We start from the raw sequence: 13,565 nt of genomic DNA, 5'->3' as shown, positions 1-13,565 counted from the left end.
CTCTGTGACGCCGCCCTCTTCTTTGACAATTCGCTTTCAAAGCCGACCCCCTCGACCGGATCCGGATTGAGATCCACGCAGAGCGCCTGGATGGTCGCTTTCCTGCAGCGAATTTCCACGATCCTCGCCTGCATCTTTGCCAACTCCGTCACTTTTCGTTCGGGAACAATGTCATAGTCCACAATGGGCCGGTCAAAGAAAAAGCGCCCGCCACGCCGAGGGGTAGCGGACATTTGCCTTGCGCCAAACCAGAATTGTTATCGCGGGACAATACCGAGGGACCTTCGACGTGTGCCGCTCGGGCGGCGCGGATCGTGCCCGAAGCCCCGACTTCGTGCTGTCGCAATGTCGTCCCGCGACGGCGACGGCGGGGCACATTTTGTAGCTACAACAAGTATTGAACGGCGCGCCTTTATTGTAGTAACATTAAAATCGTGAAGATCGAATTCGACACCGTCAAGCGTCAGGCGACCCTTGTGGCCCGGGGGCTCGACATGGCAGCCGCCGGCCAGGTGTTCGAAGGTCCCACACTGACCGTTGAGGACGATCGGCGCGACTACGGCGAAGTTCGCTTCATCACGATCGGGCTATTCGCCGGCCGCATGGTCGTTCTGGTCTGGACTCCGCGCGGCGCGGCCCGCCGCGTCATCTCGATAAGGAAAGCCAATGGCAAGGAGCAAGCGCTCTATGGCCCGCGCCTTCGTTGATCCGGACGAGGCGCCGGACCTGTCGTCTCGGAAGTGGAAAGAGAAGTTCGACGCCGTGCCGGTAAAGCGCGGGCGTCCCAAGTCCGCACGGCCGAAGATCTCGACGACCCTGCGGCTCGATGCGGATGTGCTCGACCACTTTCGCGGTCTCGGTCCCGGTTGGCAGACCCGGATCAACGCCACGCTGCGGTCGGCCATCAAGAGGCGGGCGAGACGGGCGGCATGAGGTGAGCCGTCGCGAGTGGCAGTCGTCTCGCACCATCAGGTGAGAGGCCGACCCAGCACCTTCTCGATCACGAGCTCGGCCGCCTGCTCCGGGTCGAGCTCCAGCGTGCGCAGGACGAGGTCGGGCGACTCGGGCGGCTCGTAGGGCTGGTCGCGGCCGGTGACGTTCTCGACCTTGCCGCGTTCGGCCTTGGCGTAGAGGCCCTTGGGGTCGCGCAGGCGGCAGATCTCGGCCGGCGTGTCGACGAACACCTCGAGGAAGCGGCCCTCGGGCATGAGCGACCGCGCGCGCGCCCGGTCGGCGCGGAACGGCGAGACCAGCGCCACCAGCACGATCAGGCCGGCGTCGGCCATCAGCTTCGCCACCTCGCCGACGCGGCGCACGTTCTCGGCGCGCGAGGCGGCATCGAAGCCGAGATCGGCGTTGAGGCCCTGCCGGAGATTGTCGCCGTCGAGCAGCATGGTCTGGCGGCCGAGCGCCACCAGCCTGCGTTCGACGGCGTTGGCAATGGTCGACTTGCCCGAGCCCGGCAGGCCGGTCAGCCACACCACGGTCGCGCGCTGGCCCTTGGCGCGGGCGCGGACCTGGGGCGTCACGTCCTCGGGCTGGTGATGAACGTTGGTCGAGCGGTCGAGACTCGCGACCGCGAGGCCGGCTGCGACCGTGCCAAGCGTCGCGGCGTCGATCAGGATGAAGGCGCCGGTGCGGCGGTTGTCGTCATAGGGATCGAAGGCGACCGGCGCCGCGGTCTCGATCTCGACGCGGCCGATGCCGTTCAGCTCGAGCACCCCGCCCGGCAGGCGCGCGAGCGACTCGACGTCGAGCGTGTTGGCGATGCGCGTGATCGCGGCCGGAACGGTGGCCGTGCCGATCTTCAGGAGATAGCGCTTGCCGGGCAGCGCCGGCGCCTCGTCCATCCACACGAGATCGGCGGCGAGCCGGCGGGCGACCGTCGGGCGGTTCTTCGGATCGGCCAGCAGATCGCCACGGCCGATGTCGATCTCGTCCCTGAAGACGAGCGTCACCGACCGGCCGGCCGCGGCGGTCGCGAGATCGCCGTCGAAGGTCACGATGCGCGCCACCTCGGCGATCCGCCCCGATGACGCCGCCACGACCCGATCGCCCACGGCGACCCGGCCGCTCGCCACGGTGCCGGCGAAGCCGCGAAAGTCGGCATTGGGCCGGTTCACCCACTGCACGGCAAAGCGGAACGGCCGGTCGGCCGCCTCGGCATCGGTGCGCACGGTCTCGAGATGCTCGAGCAGCGACGGCCCGCGATACCACCCGGTGCGTGCGCTGCGCGCCGTGACATTGTCGCCGTGGCGTGCCGACAGCGGGATCGCCACGACCGAGCTGAAATCGAGCGGCCGGGCGACGGCGGCGAAGGCCGCCTCGATCTCGCGAAAGCTCGCCGCGGCGAAACCGACCAGGTCGATCTTGTTGACCGCCAGCACGAGGTGGCGGATGCCGAGCAGCGCCACGATCGCGGCGTGCCGCCGCGTCTGCTCCAGCACGCCCTTGCGCGCATCGACCAGGAGGACGGCGAGCTCGGCGTTCGAGGCGCCGGTCGCCATGTTGCGCGTGTACTGGCGATGGCCCGGCGTGTCGGCCACCACGAAGGCGCGGCGCGCGGTCGAGAAGAAGCGGTAGGCGACGTCGATGGTGATGCCCTGCTCGCGCTCGGCCTCCAGCCCGTCGAGCAGCAGCGCGAAATCGACCGCCCCGTTGCAGGTGCCGAAGCGTCGCGAGTCCTCGCGCAGCGCCTTGGCCTGATCGTCGAGCAAGCCGCCCGCGTCGGCGATCAGGCGGCCGATCAGGGTCGACTTGCCGTCGTCGACCGAGCCGCAGGCGAGGAAGCGCAGCTCGCCGCGGCCGGCCAGCGGCGCGACGGCGTTCTGGACATTCATGTCGGGCGTCAAAAGTAGCCCTCCCGCTTCTTGCGCTCCATCGAGGCCTGCGGCGCGCCGTCGACCAGGCGGCCCTGGCGCTCCGAAGCGCGCGAGGCCACCAGCTCGGCAATCACCGCCGCGACATCGCCCGCACCCGATTCGATCGCGCCGGTGAGCGGCCAGCAGCCAAGCGTCCGGAAGCGCACGCGTCGCGTCGTCGGCCTCTCCTCCAGGTGCAGCTTCAGGCGGCAATCGTCGACCGCGATCAGGGCGCCGGCGCGCCTCACGACCGGCCGCTCGGCCGCGAGGTAGAGCGGCACGATGGGAACGACCTCGGCCTGGATGTAACTCCAGACGTCGAGCTCGGTCCAGTTGGAGAGCGGAAAGACGCGCATCGTCTCGCCCGGCGCCAGCCGCGTGTTGAACAGCCGCCACAGCTCCGGCCGCTGCCGCCGCGGATCCCAGACATGGCCGCGGCGGCGATGGGAGAAGATCCGTTCCTTGGCGCGCGCCTTCTCCTCGTCGCGCCGCGCGCCGCCCAGCGCGACGTCGAAGCCGTGCCGGTCGAGCGCCGTCCGCAGCGCCTCGGTGAGCATCAGGCGCGAGTATTCGCCGGTCTCGGTGTCGAACGGATTGACGCCGGCGCGCGCCGCCTCGTCGTTGCAATGGACCAGCAGCTCCAGCCCGTACGCCGCCGCCATGCGGTCGCGGTGCTCGAGCAGGGCGCGGAAATCCCAGCCGGTGGCGATATGCAACAACGGAAACGGCGGCGGCGCCGGATGGAAAGCCTTGCGCGCGAGGTGAAGCAGCACGCTCGAGTCCTTGCCGACGGAATAGAGCAGGACGGGCTTGCCGAACTCGGCCACGACTTCACGCAGGATGTAAATCGCCTCGTCTTCCAGCCGCTGCAGGTGCGGCGACAGGCGCGAGGCCATGGCCAGGGTCGAGAACGGCATTTTCTGCTTGGAACGATCGAGGGACCGCACGGTAGCAGGCGCCTCACGGCCGCGTGAAGCCACAGACCAAGGGCTCGTGCGCCTGGAAGCGGGCCCTGCGATCAACTTTATTTTACATCGGCCGGAATCGGCGGTCCGGAATCGCCCTGTGTTCGCGGCACAAGGCTCGGCTCTGCCATGTCGGCGCGGAATGGCAATGGCGTGGTTCTTGCACTTGTCCCGCTTACAAGTAAGTTGCAAGGCAAAAGGCGGCGCTACCGCCGTGGGGATGAGTTGAGCCTGCGACTCGTACCTGTGCACGACGGCTGAAGCCCCCGGCCGGACGGGTCCCGCAGAAGGACCAGAGTACGCAGAGAGACCAGAGTACAATGAAATACAACGTCATCGTCGCCACACACCACAAGACGGGCACCGTCTGGATGGACGGCGTCTTCAAGATGCTCGCGGCCGAACTGGGCGTGGCGTACCTCGACTCCAGGGCACAGTCGGAACACCCGGCGCCGGCGCTGAGGCCTCCCTTCATCCTCCTCAACAGCGATTCCGATTTCCGCGACCGGCCGCAGCTCCTGGAGCGCGGCGACGTGCGCATCCTCCATCTCATCCGCGATCCGCGCGACGTCGTCATCTCGGCGATGCACTACCACAAGAAGTCGAACGAGAGCTGGCTGCACGAGCCGGTGCCAGGCTACGACGACGTCACCTACCAGCGCCGGCTGAAGGAGCAGCCGACCAGGCACCGGCAGTATGTCTACGAGATGGAGCACTCGTCGGCCGGCACGGTGCACGACATGCTGGGTTGGCGCTATGGCCGGCCCAATTGCTTCGAGGCCCGTTACGAGGATCTGCGGCAGGACACGCACCTCGCCTGCTGGCGCAGGATCTCGACCTTCCTGGGCTTCGACGAGACCGAGCAGGCGATCTGCGACGAGTGCTTCTGGCGCAACAGCCTGTTCGGCGGCCTCTCGCGGCTCGGCAACAGGCACGTCCGGTCGGGCGATGTCGGGCAGTGGAAGCGCGAGTTCACGGTCCCGCTCGCCTACACTTTCGTCGCCCGCTTTCCCGGCGCGCTGCAGGCGCTGGGCTACGAGCCCGACCACAACTGGGTGCTCGACCTGCAGCACCCGCCGTCGCGGCTGGAACGCCTTGCCGACGGCGGCTTGCGGCCGCTGCGCGAGCTCAGCCGGGCGTTCTCGTTCTTCTAGAAGCGCGATCTCCGTTCTCCGCGAGCCGATCGAGATCGGCGACGATCATCAAGGCCGTTTCTGGCGCAATGCCGGAGCCGTGCTCGGGTGCAGGTTTTCCCTGAAGTGTTGTCCCACAGGATTGAACCTCGGCTTGAATTCCGGCAGATGGGCCAGCGCAAAATAGAATTCCGGCTGCTTGTTCTTGAAGATCTGCATCAGCTGCCTTGGCGAGATATCCAGGTGATCGATGTTGTCGATGAAGTGGTCGGGGTCCTTCATCACGCTCCAGTCCTTCGGAAGGGGATCGATGACCACCATGATCTCTTCGCCGCCGACCTTCACGTGCGTCGTGTTCTGCCGGATGAAGTCGTTGCTGTAGAAGCCCCGCAGCTTGGTCTGTCCCTTGTCGGACAGATACACGTTCGCGATCACGGTCGCGAAATACTCTTCGATATTCCCGTAGCCGCCCCTTCCCTCGACCGGGGCGTGGGTGAACCGTCCGCGAAGCATGCGGGTCACGTGGACCAGTTCGTGGAACAGAACCTCGTCAGGCCTGAATCCGGGGCCCTTCGGGGCGTCCGCGCTCTCCCAGATTTCGGGCGAGAAGAAGAGCACGACGTTCGCTCCCTTTCCCGTACCTTTCTCGGATAGCGGCTCGTTGTCGTCCCCGCGCAGCGGCGCATTCTTTTCGTAGGCGTCCTCCTCGTCTCCCGCCGTGCCATCGGCCATGTAGGACATTGATTCGCGTGGCCCGACCGGCGTGGGCGTCGAGTTGAAATACTCGGCGCCGGGCATGGTTCTGAAGAAATGCCAGTACGGCATTATCCGCACCGAATGCCCGGTGCCGCCGAGCTCGGCAAGCAAGGCCTTCCCGCTCGAGAACGAATCGACGCGATCCAAACATGCGATCACCTTGTCCTGGTGCTGTTGCGCCGCATGCCTGTACTCGCCAATGATCTGACCGAACGGCACTTTGCCAAGGCGGCTATCCAGCCTGACCTTGGGAGACGCCAACGATTTTGTCGGACTGCTGAAGATATCGAGCCAATCGGGCATCGAATAGTATGTCGCGAAGATCTTCGGAGGCTTGCCACGTTTTGGCGCGTCCTTCGAGACAAACGGCCTGGAGTTGGCCTGCAGCAAGCTCCGGCGATCGGCCGCCGGCGCATTCTTCCTGATGAAGTCAACGTATTGCTGGTGGTCCCAACTCATGGATGATCTCCATCGAAAACGGCGTTGCCCCTTTCCCAACAGACACATTCACCCAACGAGATCCTAGTCCAGTTTTGGCCTGGATCTCACCGTGCAATTCCTCATCCGAGGGACGCCTGCGCATGCGCGGATTTTGGTCCCCTACGCGACGTGGAGGTTCGCTCGGGGGCCATACCAGACATCCATCGGGCAAACTGACGCCCCTCGTTCCATGCAAGCGTAGCGGTTCCTGGATCTGAAGCATCGGCGTTTGTCGGTTCGTCTGAGAATGACGTAGGATGGCGTGATAGCTCGGCGGGGGGAACGCTTGGGGGAAAAAGCACAGACTGGCTGCGATCGTCGCGGCAAAAGTGGTCGGCAACCCCGCTGAGCGCCGACGAAGTGATCGAATGAGAAGACGGGACTTCACCATTGCGCTTGGCGGGATGGCCCTCTGGCCGCTTGCCTGCGGGGCTCAGCAGAGGTCGGTGCCGGTGATCGGCTTCATGAGCGGCAGGTCAGCCGGCGACTCGGCGCATCTTGTAGATGCTTTTCGCCAAGGTCTAGCCGCCATGGGCTTTGTCGAAGGGCAGAATGTGACCATTGAATACCGTTGGGCCGAGGGTCGATACGACCGCCTGCAAGAGTTCGCGGCCGATTTTGTCGGCCGTAAAGTGGATGCGATTGTGGCGGGCGGCGCCACCGATGCCGCACGCGCGGCAAAGGATGCGACCGTGACAATTCCCATCGTCTTCACGTTCGGAAGCGATCCCGTCGAGGTCGGCCTGGTCAAGAGCATGGCGCGGCCGGCCAGTAACATCACGGGCGTCACCTTCATCGCGGAGGCGCTCAATCCGAAGCTGCTCGAATTGGCAAGAGAACTCGTCCCAAATGCTCGCGTGATCGCGGTGCTCGTAAACTCGACCAATTCAACCTCCAAGCGTCAGGTGCGAATTGTGCAGGACGCCGCGAGTCGGACCCGCGTGCGGCTCAAGATCCTTGAGGCCAGCACTGCCGCCGAGATCGACGCCGCGTTCGACACGCTTGGCAAGAGCCAGGTCGATGGCCTCATTGTCGTCCCCGAGGCCTTCTTTATGAGCCGACGCGAGCAGCTCGCCTCGCTTGCAGCACGCCATGCCATTCCGGCTGTCTACGGCTTTCGCGAGTTTGTGGCCGTTGGCGGCCTGATCAGTTATGGCGCAAGCTTTGCCGGTGTTTTCCGTCAGGTTGGCAACTATGCCGGGAAGATTCTCAAGGGCGTCAAGCCGGGCGACCTGCCCATTACTCAGCCGACGACATTCGAATTGGTCATTAACGTGAAAGCCGCCAAAGACCTCGGCATTACCATCCCGCTATCGATCCTCGCGCGTGCCGATGAGGTTATCGAGTAAAGGTGGTCAAAAGCCGAAATGGCCGAACCGGGCATCAGGCGTCGGCACTGACCCTGAAAGCGGACCTGGGTCGGGACGCCATGTGACAAGCTCGCCGCCCTCTACCTCGTGACCAAAGAGTCCGCGTCCAACCCCAAGGCCGGGGCCTCGGCGCGGCGACGGGAACTGCGGTGAATGCGGCCGCGTTCACATGACCGGAGGCCCGAGATGAGTTCCGCCGCCACGATCGTTGTCCTGCTGCTGGTTTTCGCCGTGCCCGGTTCCAATGCCGGCACCTCGACGCAGAAGTTCGACTTCAAGACCCAGCAGGCGTGCCAATCCTTCCGCGACAAGGTGGTGCAGACATGGAACGGCGGCTTCGACAAGGAGCGCAACAGCAACAAGCCGACGGCCTGGGGCATCTGCGTCGAGAAGCCGCTCTGATCAGGGAACGATGAAGCTTCGCAGGAGCCCGAACAGGCCGGTCGCGAACAGGATGCCGAGCGCAACGTTGCGATAGAGCCGTTCGCTCGCGAGGCCGTGGAACAGGCGCCCGCCGAGCCAGGCGCCCGCGATCATCAGCGGGAACAGCACCGCCGCGCGCGCCAGCGCCTGCCAGCCGGCGACGCCGCTTGCCAGCACGATCACGATCAGCAGGAACTGGGTGAGGAAATAGTAGGTAACGATGTTGGCGCGGTTCACGGCGGGCGGGTCGTTGCCCGAGAGGAGATAGAGCAGCACCGGCGGGCCGCCGACACTGGTGGTCGCCATCATCGCGCCCGAGACGGCGCCGACCGCCACCGTCGCCCCGGTCGAGCGCCGGCCGCGATATTTCCAGCCGGTCCACATCAGCGCGACGAAAACCACGATCACCGCCGACACGGCCGTCACGATCGTGCCCTTGTCGACGCTCGCCAGCGCCCACACGCCGAGCGGCATCGCGACACAGGCGGCGACGCTCATGGGCGCGAGGGTCTTCCAGTCGGCGCTGGTCCGCACCTGGGGGAAGAGCTGGAGCGAAACGACCAGCTCGATCGCCACCACGGTGACGACCATCTCCGCCGAGCCGAACAGGAGGGCGAAGATCGGCGCCATCAGCATGGCCGAGCCGAAGCCCGCGAAGCCGCGCATCAGGCCTGCGACCAGCGTGACGCCGAGCGCGATCATGAGGCCGGTCCCGGCGAACAGGTGATCGAGGTAGGGGAGCATCACTCGTTCTTCGGACTCACGCTCTCCCGGGCCGCGCGCCTCCGGCTCGCTCCTGATCACGAGCGAGGCGGAGGCTCGCGGTCCAAAAGACCATGAAGCACCGCGTCTATCGCCGCTGTCCCTCCCCCGTCTTGTCCCGGAGCCGCCGCATGCCGCGCAGCCAGCGGTCGCGGTCGAGCTTGCGGGCCATGTATTCCTTCACCTGGGGATGCGTCAGGATCAGGAAGGTCTCCGCCTCCATCGCCTCGATGACGGTCTGCGCCACGGCATCGGGGTTGAGTACGCCATCGACCGAGGCCGCGCCGGCGCCGGCCATGCGCAGCATGTTGGTGTCGACCGCCTGCGGGCAAAGCACGGAGACGCAAATGCCCTTGTCGCCGTACTGGATCGCCAGGTGCTCGGCGAGCGCCACGCCGGCATGCTTGGTGACGCCGTAGGGCGCCGAGCCCATCGAGGCGAGCAGGCCCGCCGCGCTGGCGGTGTTCAGGAGATAGCCCGATTTGCGCTGGAGCATACCCGGCACGAGGGCGCGCGCGGCATAGACGTGGGCCATGACATGGATCGCCCAACTGTCGGCCCAGTCCTTGTCGGTCGCATCCTCGTGGCCGCCGCGGCCGATCCCGGCGTTGGAGAAAAAGACATCGACCGGCCCGTAGTGGCGCTCGGCCTCGGCCACCAGATGGCGAATGTCGGCTTCCTTGCCGACATCGCAGGCGACGGCAACGCCCTTGACGTCCTTCGCCACCTTCTCGAGCCGCGCCCGGTCCATATCGGCCACGACCACGCCCTTCGCACCTTCTTTGGCGTAACGTCGCGCGATCGCCTCGCCGATTCCGCCCGCCGCGCCCGTCACGACGCAGACCTTGTCCTTCACTTTCATCCGTGTCTCCCGGTCAACCTCTTCTTCCGGACCGCGAGCCTCCAGCTCGCTCATGATCAAGACGAGCAAGAGGCTCGCGGTCCGGCGAACTAACCCCAGCTCTGTTCGATCAGCTCCACATACTGCGCCCTGGTCGGCTGGCGCGGGGTCGAGAGGTGGCAATGATCGCCGAGCGCGCCCTCGGCGATCGGCTCGACCTCGTCCTGCCTCACGCCCATTGCGCCCAGTCCCCTGGGAATGCCGAGCCGATCGTTCAGCGCCGACACGGCGTTGGCGACGCCGTCGGCCGTGCCCTCGCGCTCGGGCAGGCCCAATACCTCGGCCACCTTCGCGTATTTGTCGCCGACCGCCGGCGCGTTGAAGCGCAGCACCGCCGGCAGGTAGATCGCGTTCAGGGTGCCGTGGTGCAAGCGATGGCCCTTGAGCCCGCCGGTCGGATGGCTGAGCGCATGGACGGCGCCCAGCCCCTTCTGGAACACCATTGCGCCCTCCATCGCCGCCATCGCCATGTGATAGCGCGCCTCGCGATCCTGGCCGTCCTTGGTGGCGCGCTCGACATAGCGCCACGCCTTGTCCAGCCCATCGAGCGCGATCGCGTCGGCCGGCGGATTGTAGGCGTTGGACAGGAAGCATTCGATGTTGTGCGTGAAAGCGTCCATGCCGGTGCCGGCGGTGAGATGCGGCGGCAGGCCGAGCGTCAGCTCGGGATCGATCAGCGCCAGCCTGGGGATGAGATGCGGGCTGCCGATCGCGAGCTTGCGGCCGGAGTCCATGATGATGACGCCGCCGCGGCTCACCTCGCTGCCGGTGCCCGACGTGGTCGGGATGGCGACGATCGGCGCTACCGCGGACGTGATCTTCGCCGCGCCGCCTTCGACCATCGCGTACGCCTGCAGCGAATTGCCGGGGTGCGTCGCCATCAGCGCGACGCCCTTGGCAAGATCCATCGGCGAACCGCCGCCGATGGCGACGATGCCGTCGCAGCCTTCCTCCCTGTAGATCCTGAGCGCGTCGCGCATCGCTGCTTCCGTCGGATTCTCCGGTGTGCCGTCATAGATTGCGACCGGCATGTTGCCCGGCAGCTTGTCCTTCACCTTGCCCCACAGGCCGGCGGCGATGATGCCCTTGTCGGTCACGATCAGCGGCCGGCGGATGCCGAGAAGCTGCAGTTCCGACTCGAGGAGCTTCAGCGCGCCGAACTCGAACTGGATGCGGGTGAGATAGGTGATGAGCGCCATATTCTTCCTCTGGGTCGTTTCCTCTCGCTTTTGCCGCGAGCCTACGCGAGAAGAGAGCGATGAGCGACCCTGTTGTCCTGCGGCCGGCGACACCAGACGATGCGCCCGCGATCGCGGCCACGATCGCATCGGCCTTCGCGCAATATCGCGGCAGGCTCGTCCCCGAGTCAGGCGCCTTCCGCGAGACCGAGGAAGGGATCGCGGCGGAGCTTGCCAAGGGTGCGGGCGCGATCGTCGCGGAGCGGAACGGCGAGATGCTGGGCTGCGTCATGATCAAGGTGATGGAAGGCGACCTCTATTTCGGGCGGCTCGCGGTCGTGCCCGAAGCGCGCGGCCTGGGCCTCGCGAGGCGCCTCGTCGCCGCTGTCGAAGCCGACGCGCGTGCGCGAGGTCTCGCCGGCGTGCGGCTCGGCGTGCGCGTGGTGCTGACCGAGAACCAGCGGCTCTTCCGGTCTCTGGGCTACGTCGAGACCGGCCGCGAGGCGCATCCGGGCTTCGACTATCCGACCTCCATCAACATGAGGAAACATCTTCTGAACCGCGAATATGATAAGGTCGGCCGATGACCCGCACCCCGCTCACCGGCCCGTCCGTCTGGCAGGGCAACGACATCGCGACCTCCAGGCGCTGGATCCGCGATCTACCGGCGAGCGCCGTGGCCGATCTCGATAAAGCGTTGCAGGCGGTGAAGGACCGTCCCTGGCAGGAGATCACACGCGCGGACTTCCCGCTGCCGACGTTGGGTCCACTCTTCGACGACATCGCCGGCGAGCTGGAGAACGGCAGCGGCATCATGAAATTGCGCGGCTTTCCGGTCGACCGCTACGGCGAGGATGATCTGCGCCGCCTCTATTTCGGCTTCGGCAGCCATCTCGGCACGCCGGTGTTCCAGAACAGGAGCGGCGAGCTGATGCGCGCGATCCGCGACGAGGGCGCGCATGTCGGCCGCACTTATGGCCAGGTGCAGGACGAGAACAAGGGCACCACCTTCCTCTCGTCTTATGCGCGCACGCTCACCAATGGCGGCCTGCGCTTCCATACCGACCGCACCGACGTGGTCGGCCTGCTTTGCGTGCGCCAGGCGCGCGCGGGCGGCGTCAGCACGCTCGCTTCGACGCCCGCCGTTCACAACGCCATCCTGGCACGCCGGCCGGATCTCCTCGAAGTGCTGTTCCAGGATTTCTGGCGCAGCCGCTTCGGCGAGGAAGGCACCACCAAGGAGACCGCCTATCCGCTGCCGATCTTCGGCCTGCGCGACGGCAAGTTCACGTCGCACTATTCGCTGACCTTCATCGAGGCGGCGCAGATGGCGCCCGGCGTGCCCAAGCTCACCGCCGAGCAGAAGGAAGCGATCGACATCCTGATGCAGACCGCGCAGGAGCTCTGCTTCGAGATGACGCTCGATCCCGGCGACCTGCAGCTCATCAACAGCCACGTCACCTATCACGGCCGCACGCCCTTCGAGGACGACGCGGCGAGCGGCCACGACCGGCTGCTGCTGCGCCTCTGGCTCTCGATGCCCAACAACCGGGCGCTGCCGAAGGGTCACGAGATCCTGTGGCGCAGCATCGAGGCGGGCCGGCTCCGCGGCGGCATCCAGCAGGTCGCGATCTGACCGTCGGAGCATGCTGCTCCGAACGTCACAACCTAGATCGGCTTGCCGGCACTTCGCTGCCAGATCTCCTTCATCAGGGTGTTGCTCGGCAGCGTCTTGTCCATGACCTTTCGCGCCGCGTCGGCCCCGACGATCGGCAGACCCTCGGGGTCGAGCTTGCCGATCTGCACGAGGACCGAGGCCTGGTCCCAGTAGATATGCTCGTGGATCAGCTTTCCCTCCCTGAACTGCACGATGGCGACGGTGGGAACGCTCACTTCCCGCCCGGTCGGCGCAATGCCGGGCAGCATCCAGTCGATCTCGGTGGTGTGGGTGAAGTGCACGACGAACTCGTCGACCAGCCGATCCGCGGAGATCGTCCGGCTGACCGGAGTCAGTCGAAAATCCGGCGGGTTGGCGCCAATGAAATGGTACTTGTAGAAGCGCTTGAGCTCATCGTGCCCCACTCCGCCGGTCATGGTCGGAATGTGGTTGACGTAGGGCTCCGCCACCATCGTGGCCATGGTCGCGTCGACGTCCCGGGTCTCGAACTCGTAGCGACAATGTGCCTCCCAAAGGCTTTCGAGATCATGGCCTGCCATGGTCGTTCCCTCCTGCTTTCACGAGATTGCGCCGGATCATGGCGGATATCCATTCAGGCCCGCACGGGACTAGTGCCACTGCGAAAGCTCGACGACCACGCCCTCCGGCCCATCGAGAAAGACCAGCTTGCGCGAGTGGAAATCCAGGATGTCGCTGCGCGTCTCGAAGCCGTTCTCGCGCATCTTGCGAAGCTCGGCGTCGATATCATCCGTGGCGAAGCAGACATGGTTGAGGCCGATCTTGTGCAGGTCGCGGATGTTCGGGTCGGCAATCGACTGCGGATGGCGATAGTGCAGGAGCTGGATCTCGGTGCGCGGGCTGGCATTCTCCAGCACCAGGGTCACGTGGTCCGCCTCGATCTCCGGCAGTCCCATGTATGAGGCGAAGGGCTCGCCGGTGATCACCACGGAAATCGCCTCCTTGAAGCCCAGCAGACCGAAGAACCGGCGTGCCCTGTCGAGATCGCGCACCGCGATCGTCAGATGGTCGAAGTGCCGTACCATCGTCGCCCCCTTCTG

Annotated in this window: 16 protein-coding genes; 7 read left to right on the top strand and 9 right to left on the bottom strand. The window is 65.9% G+C overall.

Annotated elements, in window-relative coordinates; all coding sequences use genetic code 11:
- On the bottom strand, positions 1-233 hold a 233-nt coding region (locus VH499_RS17195; RefSeq protein WP_332053971.1), incomplete at its 3' end, for a hypothetical protein.
- Between the two features lie 201 nt (positions 234-434).
- Here VH499_RS17195 and VH499_RS17190 point away from each other — a divergent pair.
- Complete coding sequence (locus tag VH499_RS17190; RefSeq protein ID WP_332053970.1) at positions 435-707, top strand: BrnT family toxin; 273 nt, start codon at positions 435-437, stop codon at positions 705-707.
- Positions 688-933, top strand: coding sequence for a BrnA antitoxin family protein (locus VH499_RS17185; protein WP_332053969.1), 246 nt, complete (start codon positions 688-690; stop codon positions 931-933). Before VH499_RS17190 ends, VH499_RS17185 begins: the two co-directional genes overlap by 20 nt.
- A gap of 35 nt (positions 934-968) precedes the next feature.
- Here VH499_RS17185 and cysC read toward each other — a convergent pair whose 3' ends face one another.
- Positions 969-2,840, bottom strand: a complete 1,872-nt coding sequence (cysC, locus tag VH499_RS17180; protein ID WP_332053968.1) for an adenylyl-sulfate kinase — start codon at positions 2,838-2,840, stop codon at positions 969-971.
- Positions 2,841-2,848: 8 nt separating this feature from the next.
- Positions 2,849-3,778, bottom strand: a complete 930-nt coding sequence (cysD, locus tag VH499_RS17175) for a sulfate adenylyltransferase subunit CysD (RefSeq protein WP_332053967.1) — start codon at positions 3,776-3,778, stop codon at positions 2,849-2,851.
- Between the two features lie 368 nt (positions 3,779-4,146).
- On the opposite strand from cysD, the gene VH499_RS17170 reads away from it, so the two are divergent.
- Positions 4,147-4,980 (top strand): sulfotransferase domain-containing protein, encoded by an 834-nt coding sequence (locus VH499_RS17170; RefSeq protein WP_332053966.1) that lies wholly within the window; start codon positions 4,147-4,149, stop codon positions 4,978-4,980.
- Positions 4,981-5,028: 48 nt separating this feature from the next.
- Here the strand turns inward: VH499_RS17170 and VH499_RS17165 are convergent, their stop codons facing one another.
- Positions 5,029-6,105: a M91 family zinc metallopeptidase gene (locus VH499_RS17165; protein WP_332053965.1), complete on the bottom strand. Its 1,077-nt coding sequence runs from the start codon at positions 6,103-6,105 to the stop codon at positions 5,029-5,031.
- Positions 6,106-6,563: 458 nt separating this feature from the next.
- On the opposite strand from VH499_RS17165, the gene VH499_RS17160 reads away from it, so the two are divergent.
- Entirely contained in the window at positions 6,564-7,544 is a 981-nt protein-coding gene (locus VH499_RS17160) for an ABC transporter substrate-binding protein (RefSeq protein ID WP_332053964.1), read from the top strand.
- 207 nt (positions 7,545-7,751) lie between these two features.
- Positions 7,752-7,967, top strand: a complete 216-nt coding sequence (locus VH499_RS17155) for a hypothetical protein (protein ID WP_332053963.1) — start codon at positions 7,752-7,754, stop codon at positions 7,965-7,967.
- Here the strand turns inward: VH499_RS17155 and VH499_RS17150 are convergent, their stop codons facing one another.
- From VH499_RS17150 to VH499_RS17140, 3 genes are all read right to left on the bottom strand, one after another.
- A complete protein-coding gene (locus VH499_RS17150; protein WP_332053962.1) occupies positions 7,968-8,732 on the bottom strand; it encodes a sulfite exporter TauE/SafE family protein in 765 nt (254 codons plus the stop codon).
- 106 nt (positions 8,733-8,838) lie between these two features.
- Positions 8,839-9,612: an SDR family oxidoreductase gene (locus VH499_RS17145; protein WP_332053961.1), complete on the bottom strand. Its 774-nt coding sequence runs from the start codon at positions 9,610-9,612 to the stop codon at positions 8,839-8,841.
- 89 nt (positions 9,613-9,701) lie between these two features.
- The gene (locus VH499_RS17140; RefSeq protein ID WP_332053960.1) at positions 9,702-10,850 is read right to left on the bottom strand and encodes an iron-containing alcohol dehydrogenase; all 1,149 of its coding nucleotides are present in this window, start codon (positions 10,848-10,850) and stop codon (positions 9,702-9,704) included.
- A 59-nt stretch (positions 10,851-10,909) separates the two neighbouring features.
- On the opposite strand from VH499_RS17140, the gene VH499_RS17135 reads away from it, so the two are divergent.
- Positions 10,910-11,416, top strand: a complete 507-nt coding sequence (locus VH499_RS17135) for a GNAT family N-acetyltransferase (RefSeq protein ID WP_332053959.1) — start codon at positions 10,910-10,912, stop codon at positions 11,414-11,416.
- On the top strand, positions 11,413-12,465 hold the full coding sequence (locus tag VH499_RS17130; protein WP_332053958.1) for a TauD/TfdA family dioxygenase: 1,053 nt from the start codon (positions 11,413-11,415) through the stop codon (positions 12,463-12,465). The genes VH499_RS17135 and VH499_RS17130 overlap by 4 nt, the downstream gene beginning before the upstream one ends.
- A gap of 32 nt (positions 12,466-12,497) precedes the next feature.
- Here VH499_RS17130 and VH499_RS17125 read toward each other — a convergent pair whose 3' ends face one another.
- Both VH499_RS17125 and VH499_RS17120 read right to left on the bottom strand, forming a co-directional pair.
- On the bottom strand, positions 12,498-13,046 hold the full coding sequence (locus VH499_RS17125) for a nuclear transport factor 2 family protein (protein WP_332053957.1): 549 nt from the start codon (positions 13,044-13,046) through the stop codon (positions 12,498-12,500).
- A gap of 69 nt (positions 13,047-13,115) precedes the next feature.
- The coding region (locus tag VH499_RS17120; protein ID WP_332053956.1) for a VOC family protein at positions 13,116-13,565 on the bottom strand (450 nt) is incomplete at its 5' end.

The organism is Reyranella sp., from assembly GCF_036558665.1.
GTDB lineage: Bacteria > Pseudomonadota > Alphaproteobacteria > Reyranellales > Reyranellaceae > Reyranella.
Note: the sequence above shows the minus strand (reverse complement) of the source record. Positions and strands in the feature narration are given on the sequence as shown.

Excerpts from the sequence above, each read along its gene's own strand:
- VH499_RS17125 (WP_332053957.1), bottom strand. The coding sequence starts at position 13,046 with ATGGCAGGCCATGATCTCGAAAGCCTTTGGGAGGCACATTGTCGCTAC.
- VH499_RS17160 (WP_332053964.1), top strand. The coding sequence starts at position 6,564 with ATGAGAAGACGGGACTTCACCATTGCGCTTGGCGGGATGGCCCTCTGG.
- VH499_RS17170 (WP_332053966.1), top strand. The coding sequence starts at position 4,147 with ATGAAATACAACGTCATCGTCGCCACACACCACAAGACGGGCACCGTC.
- VH499_RS17150 (WP_332053962.1), bottom strand. The coding sequence starts at position 8,732 with ATGCTCCCCTACCTCGATCACCTGTTCGCCGGGACCGGCCTCATGATC.
- VH499_RS17140 (WP_332053960.1), bottom strand. The coding sequence starts at position 10,850 with ATGGCGCTCATCACCTATCTCACCCGCATCCAGTTCGAGTTCGGCGCG.
- VH499_RS17135 (WP_332053959.1), top strand. The coding sequence starts at position 10,910 with ATGAGCGACCCTGTTGTCCTGCGGCCGGCGACACCAGACGATGCGCCC.
- cysD (WP_332053967.1), bottom strand. The coding sequence starts at position 3,778 with ATGCCGTTCTCGACCCTGGCCATGGCCTCGCGCCTGTCGCCGCACCTG.
- cysC (WP_332053968.1), bottom strand. The coding sequence starts at position 2,840 with ATGAATGTCCAGAACGCCGTCGCGCCGCTGGCCGGCCGCGGCGAGCTG.
- VH499_RS17185 (WP_332053969.1), top strand. The coding sequence starts at position 688 with ATGGCCCGCGCCTTCGTTGATCCGGACGAGGCGCCGGACCTGTCGTCT.
- VH499_RS17155 (WP_332053963.1), top strand. The coding sequence starts at position 7,752 with ATGAGTTCCGCCGCCACGATCGTTGTCCTGCTGCTGGTTTTCGCCGTG.
- VH499_RS17145 (WP_332053961.1), bottom strand. The coding sequence starts at position 9,612 with ATGAAAGTGAAGGACAAGGTCTGCGTCGTGACGGGCGCGGCGGGCGGA.
- VH499_RS17130 (WP_332053958.1), top strand. The coding sequence starts at position 11,413 with ATGACCCGCACCCCGCTCACCGGCCCGTCCGTCTGGCAGGGCAACGAC.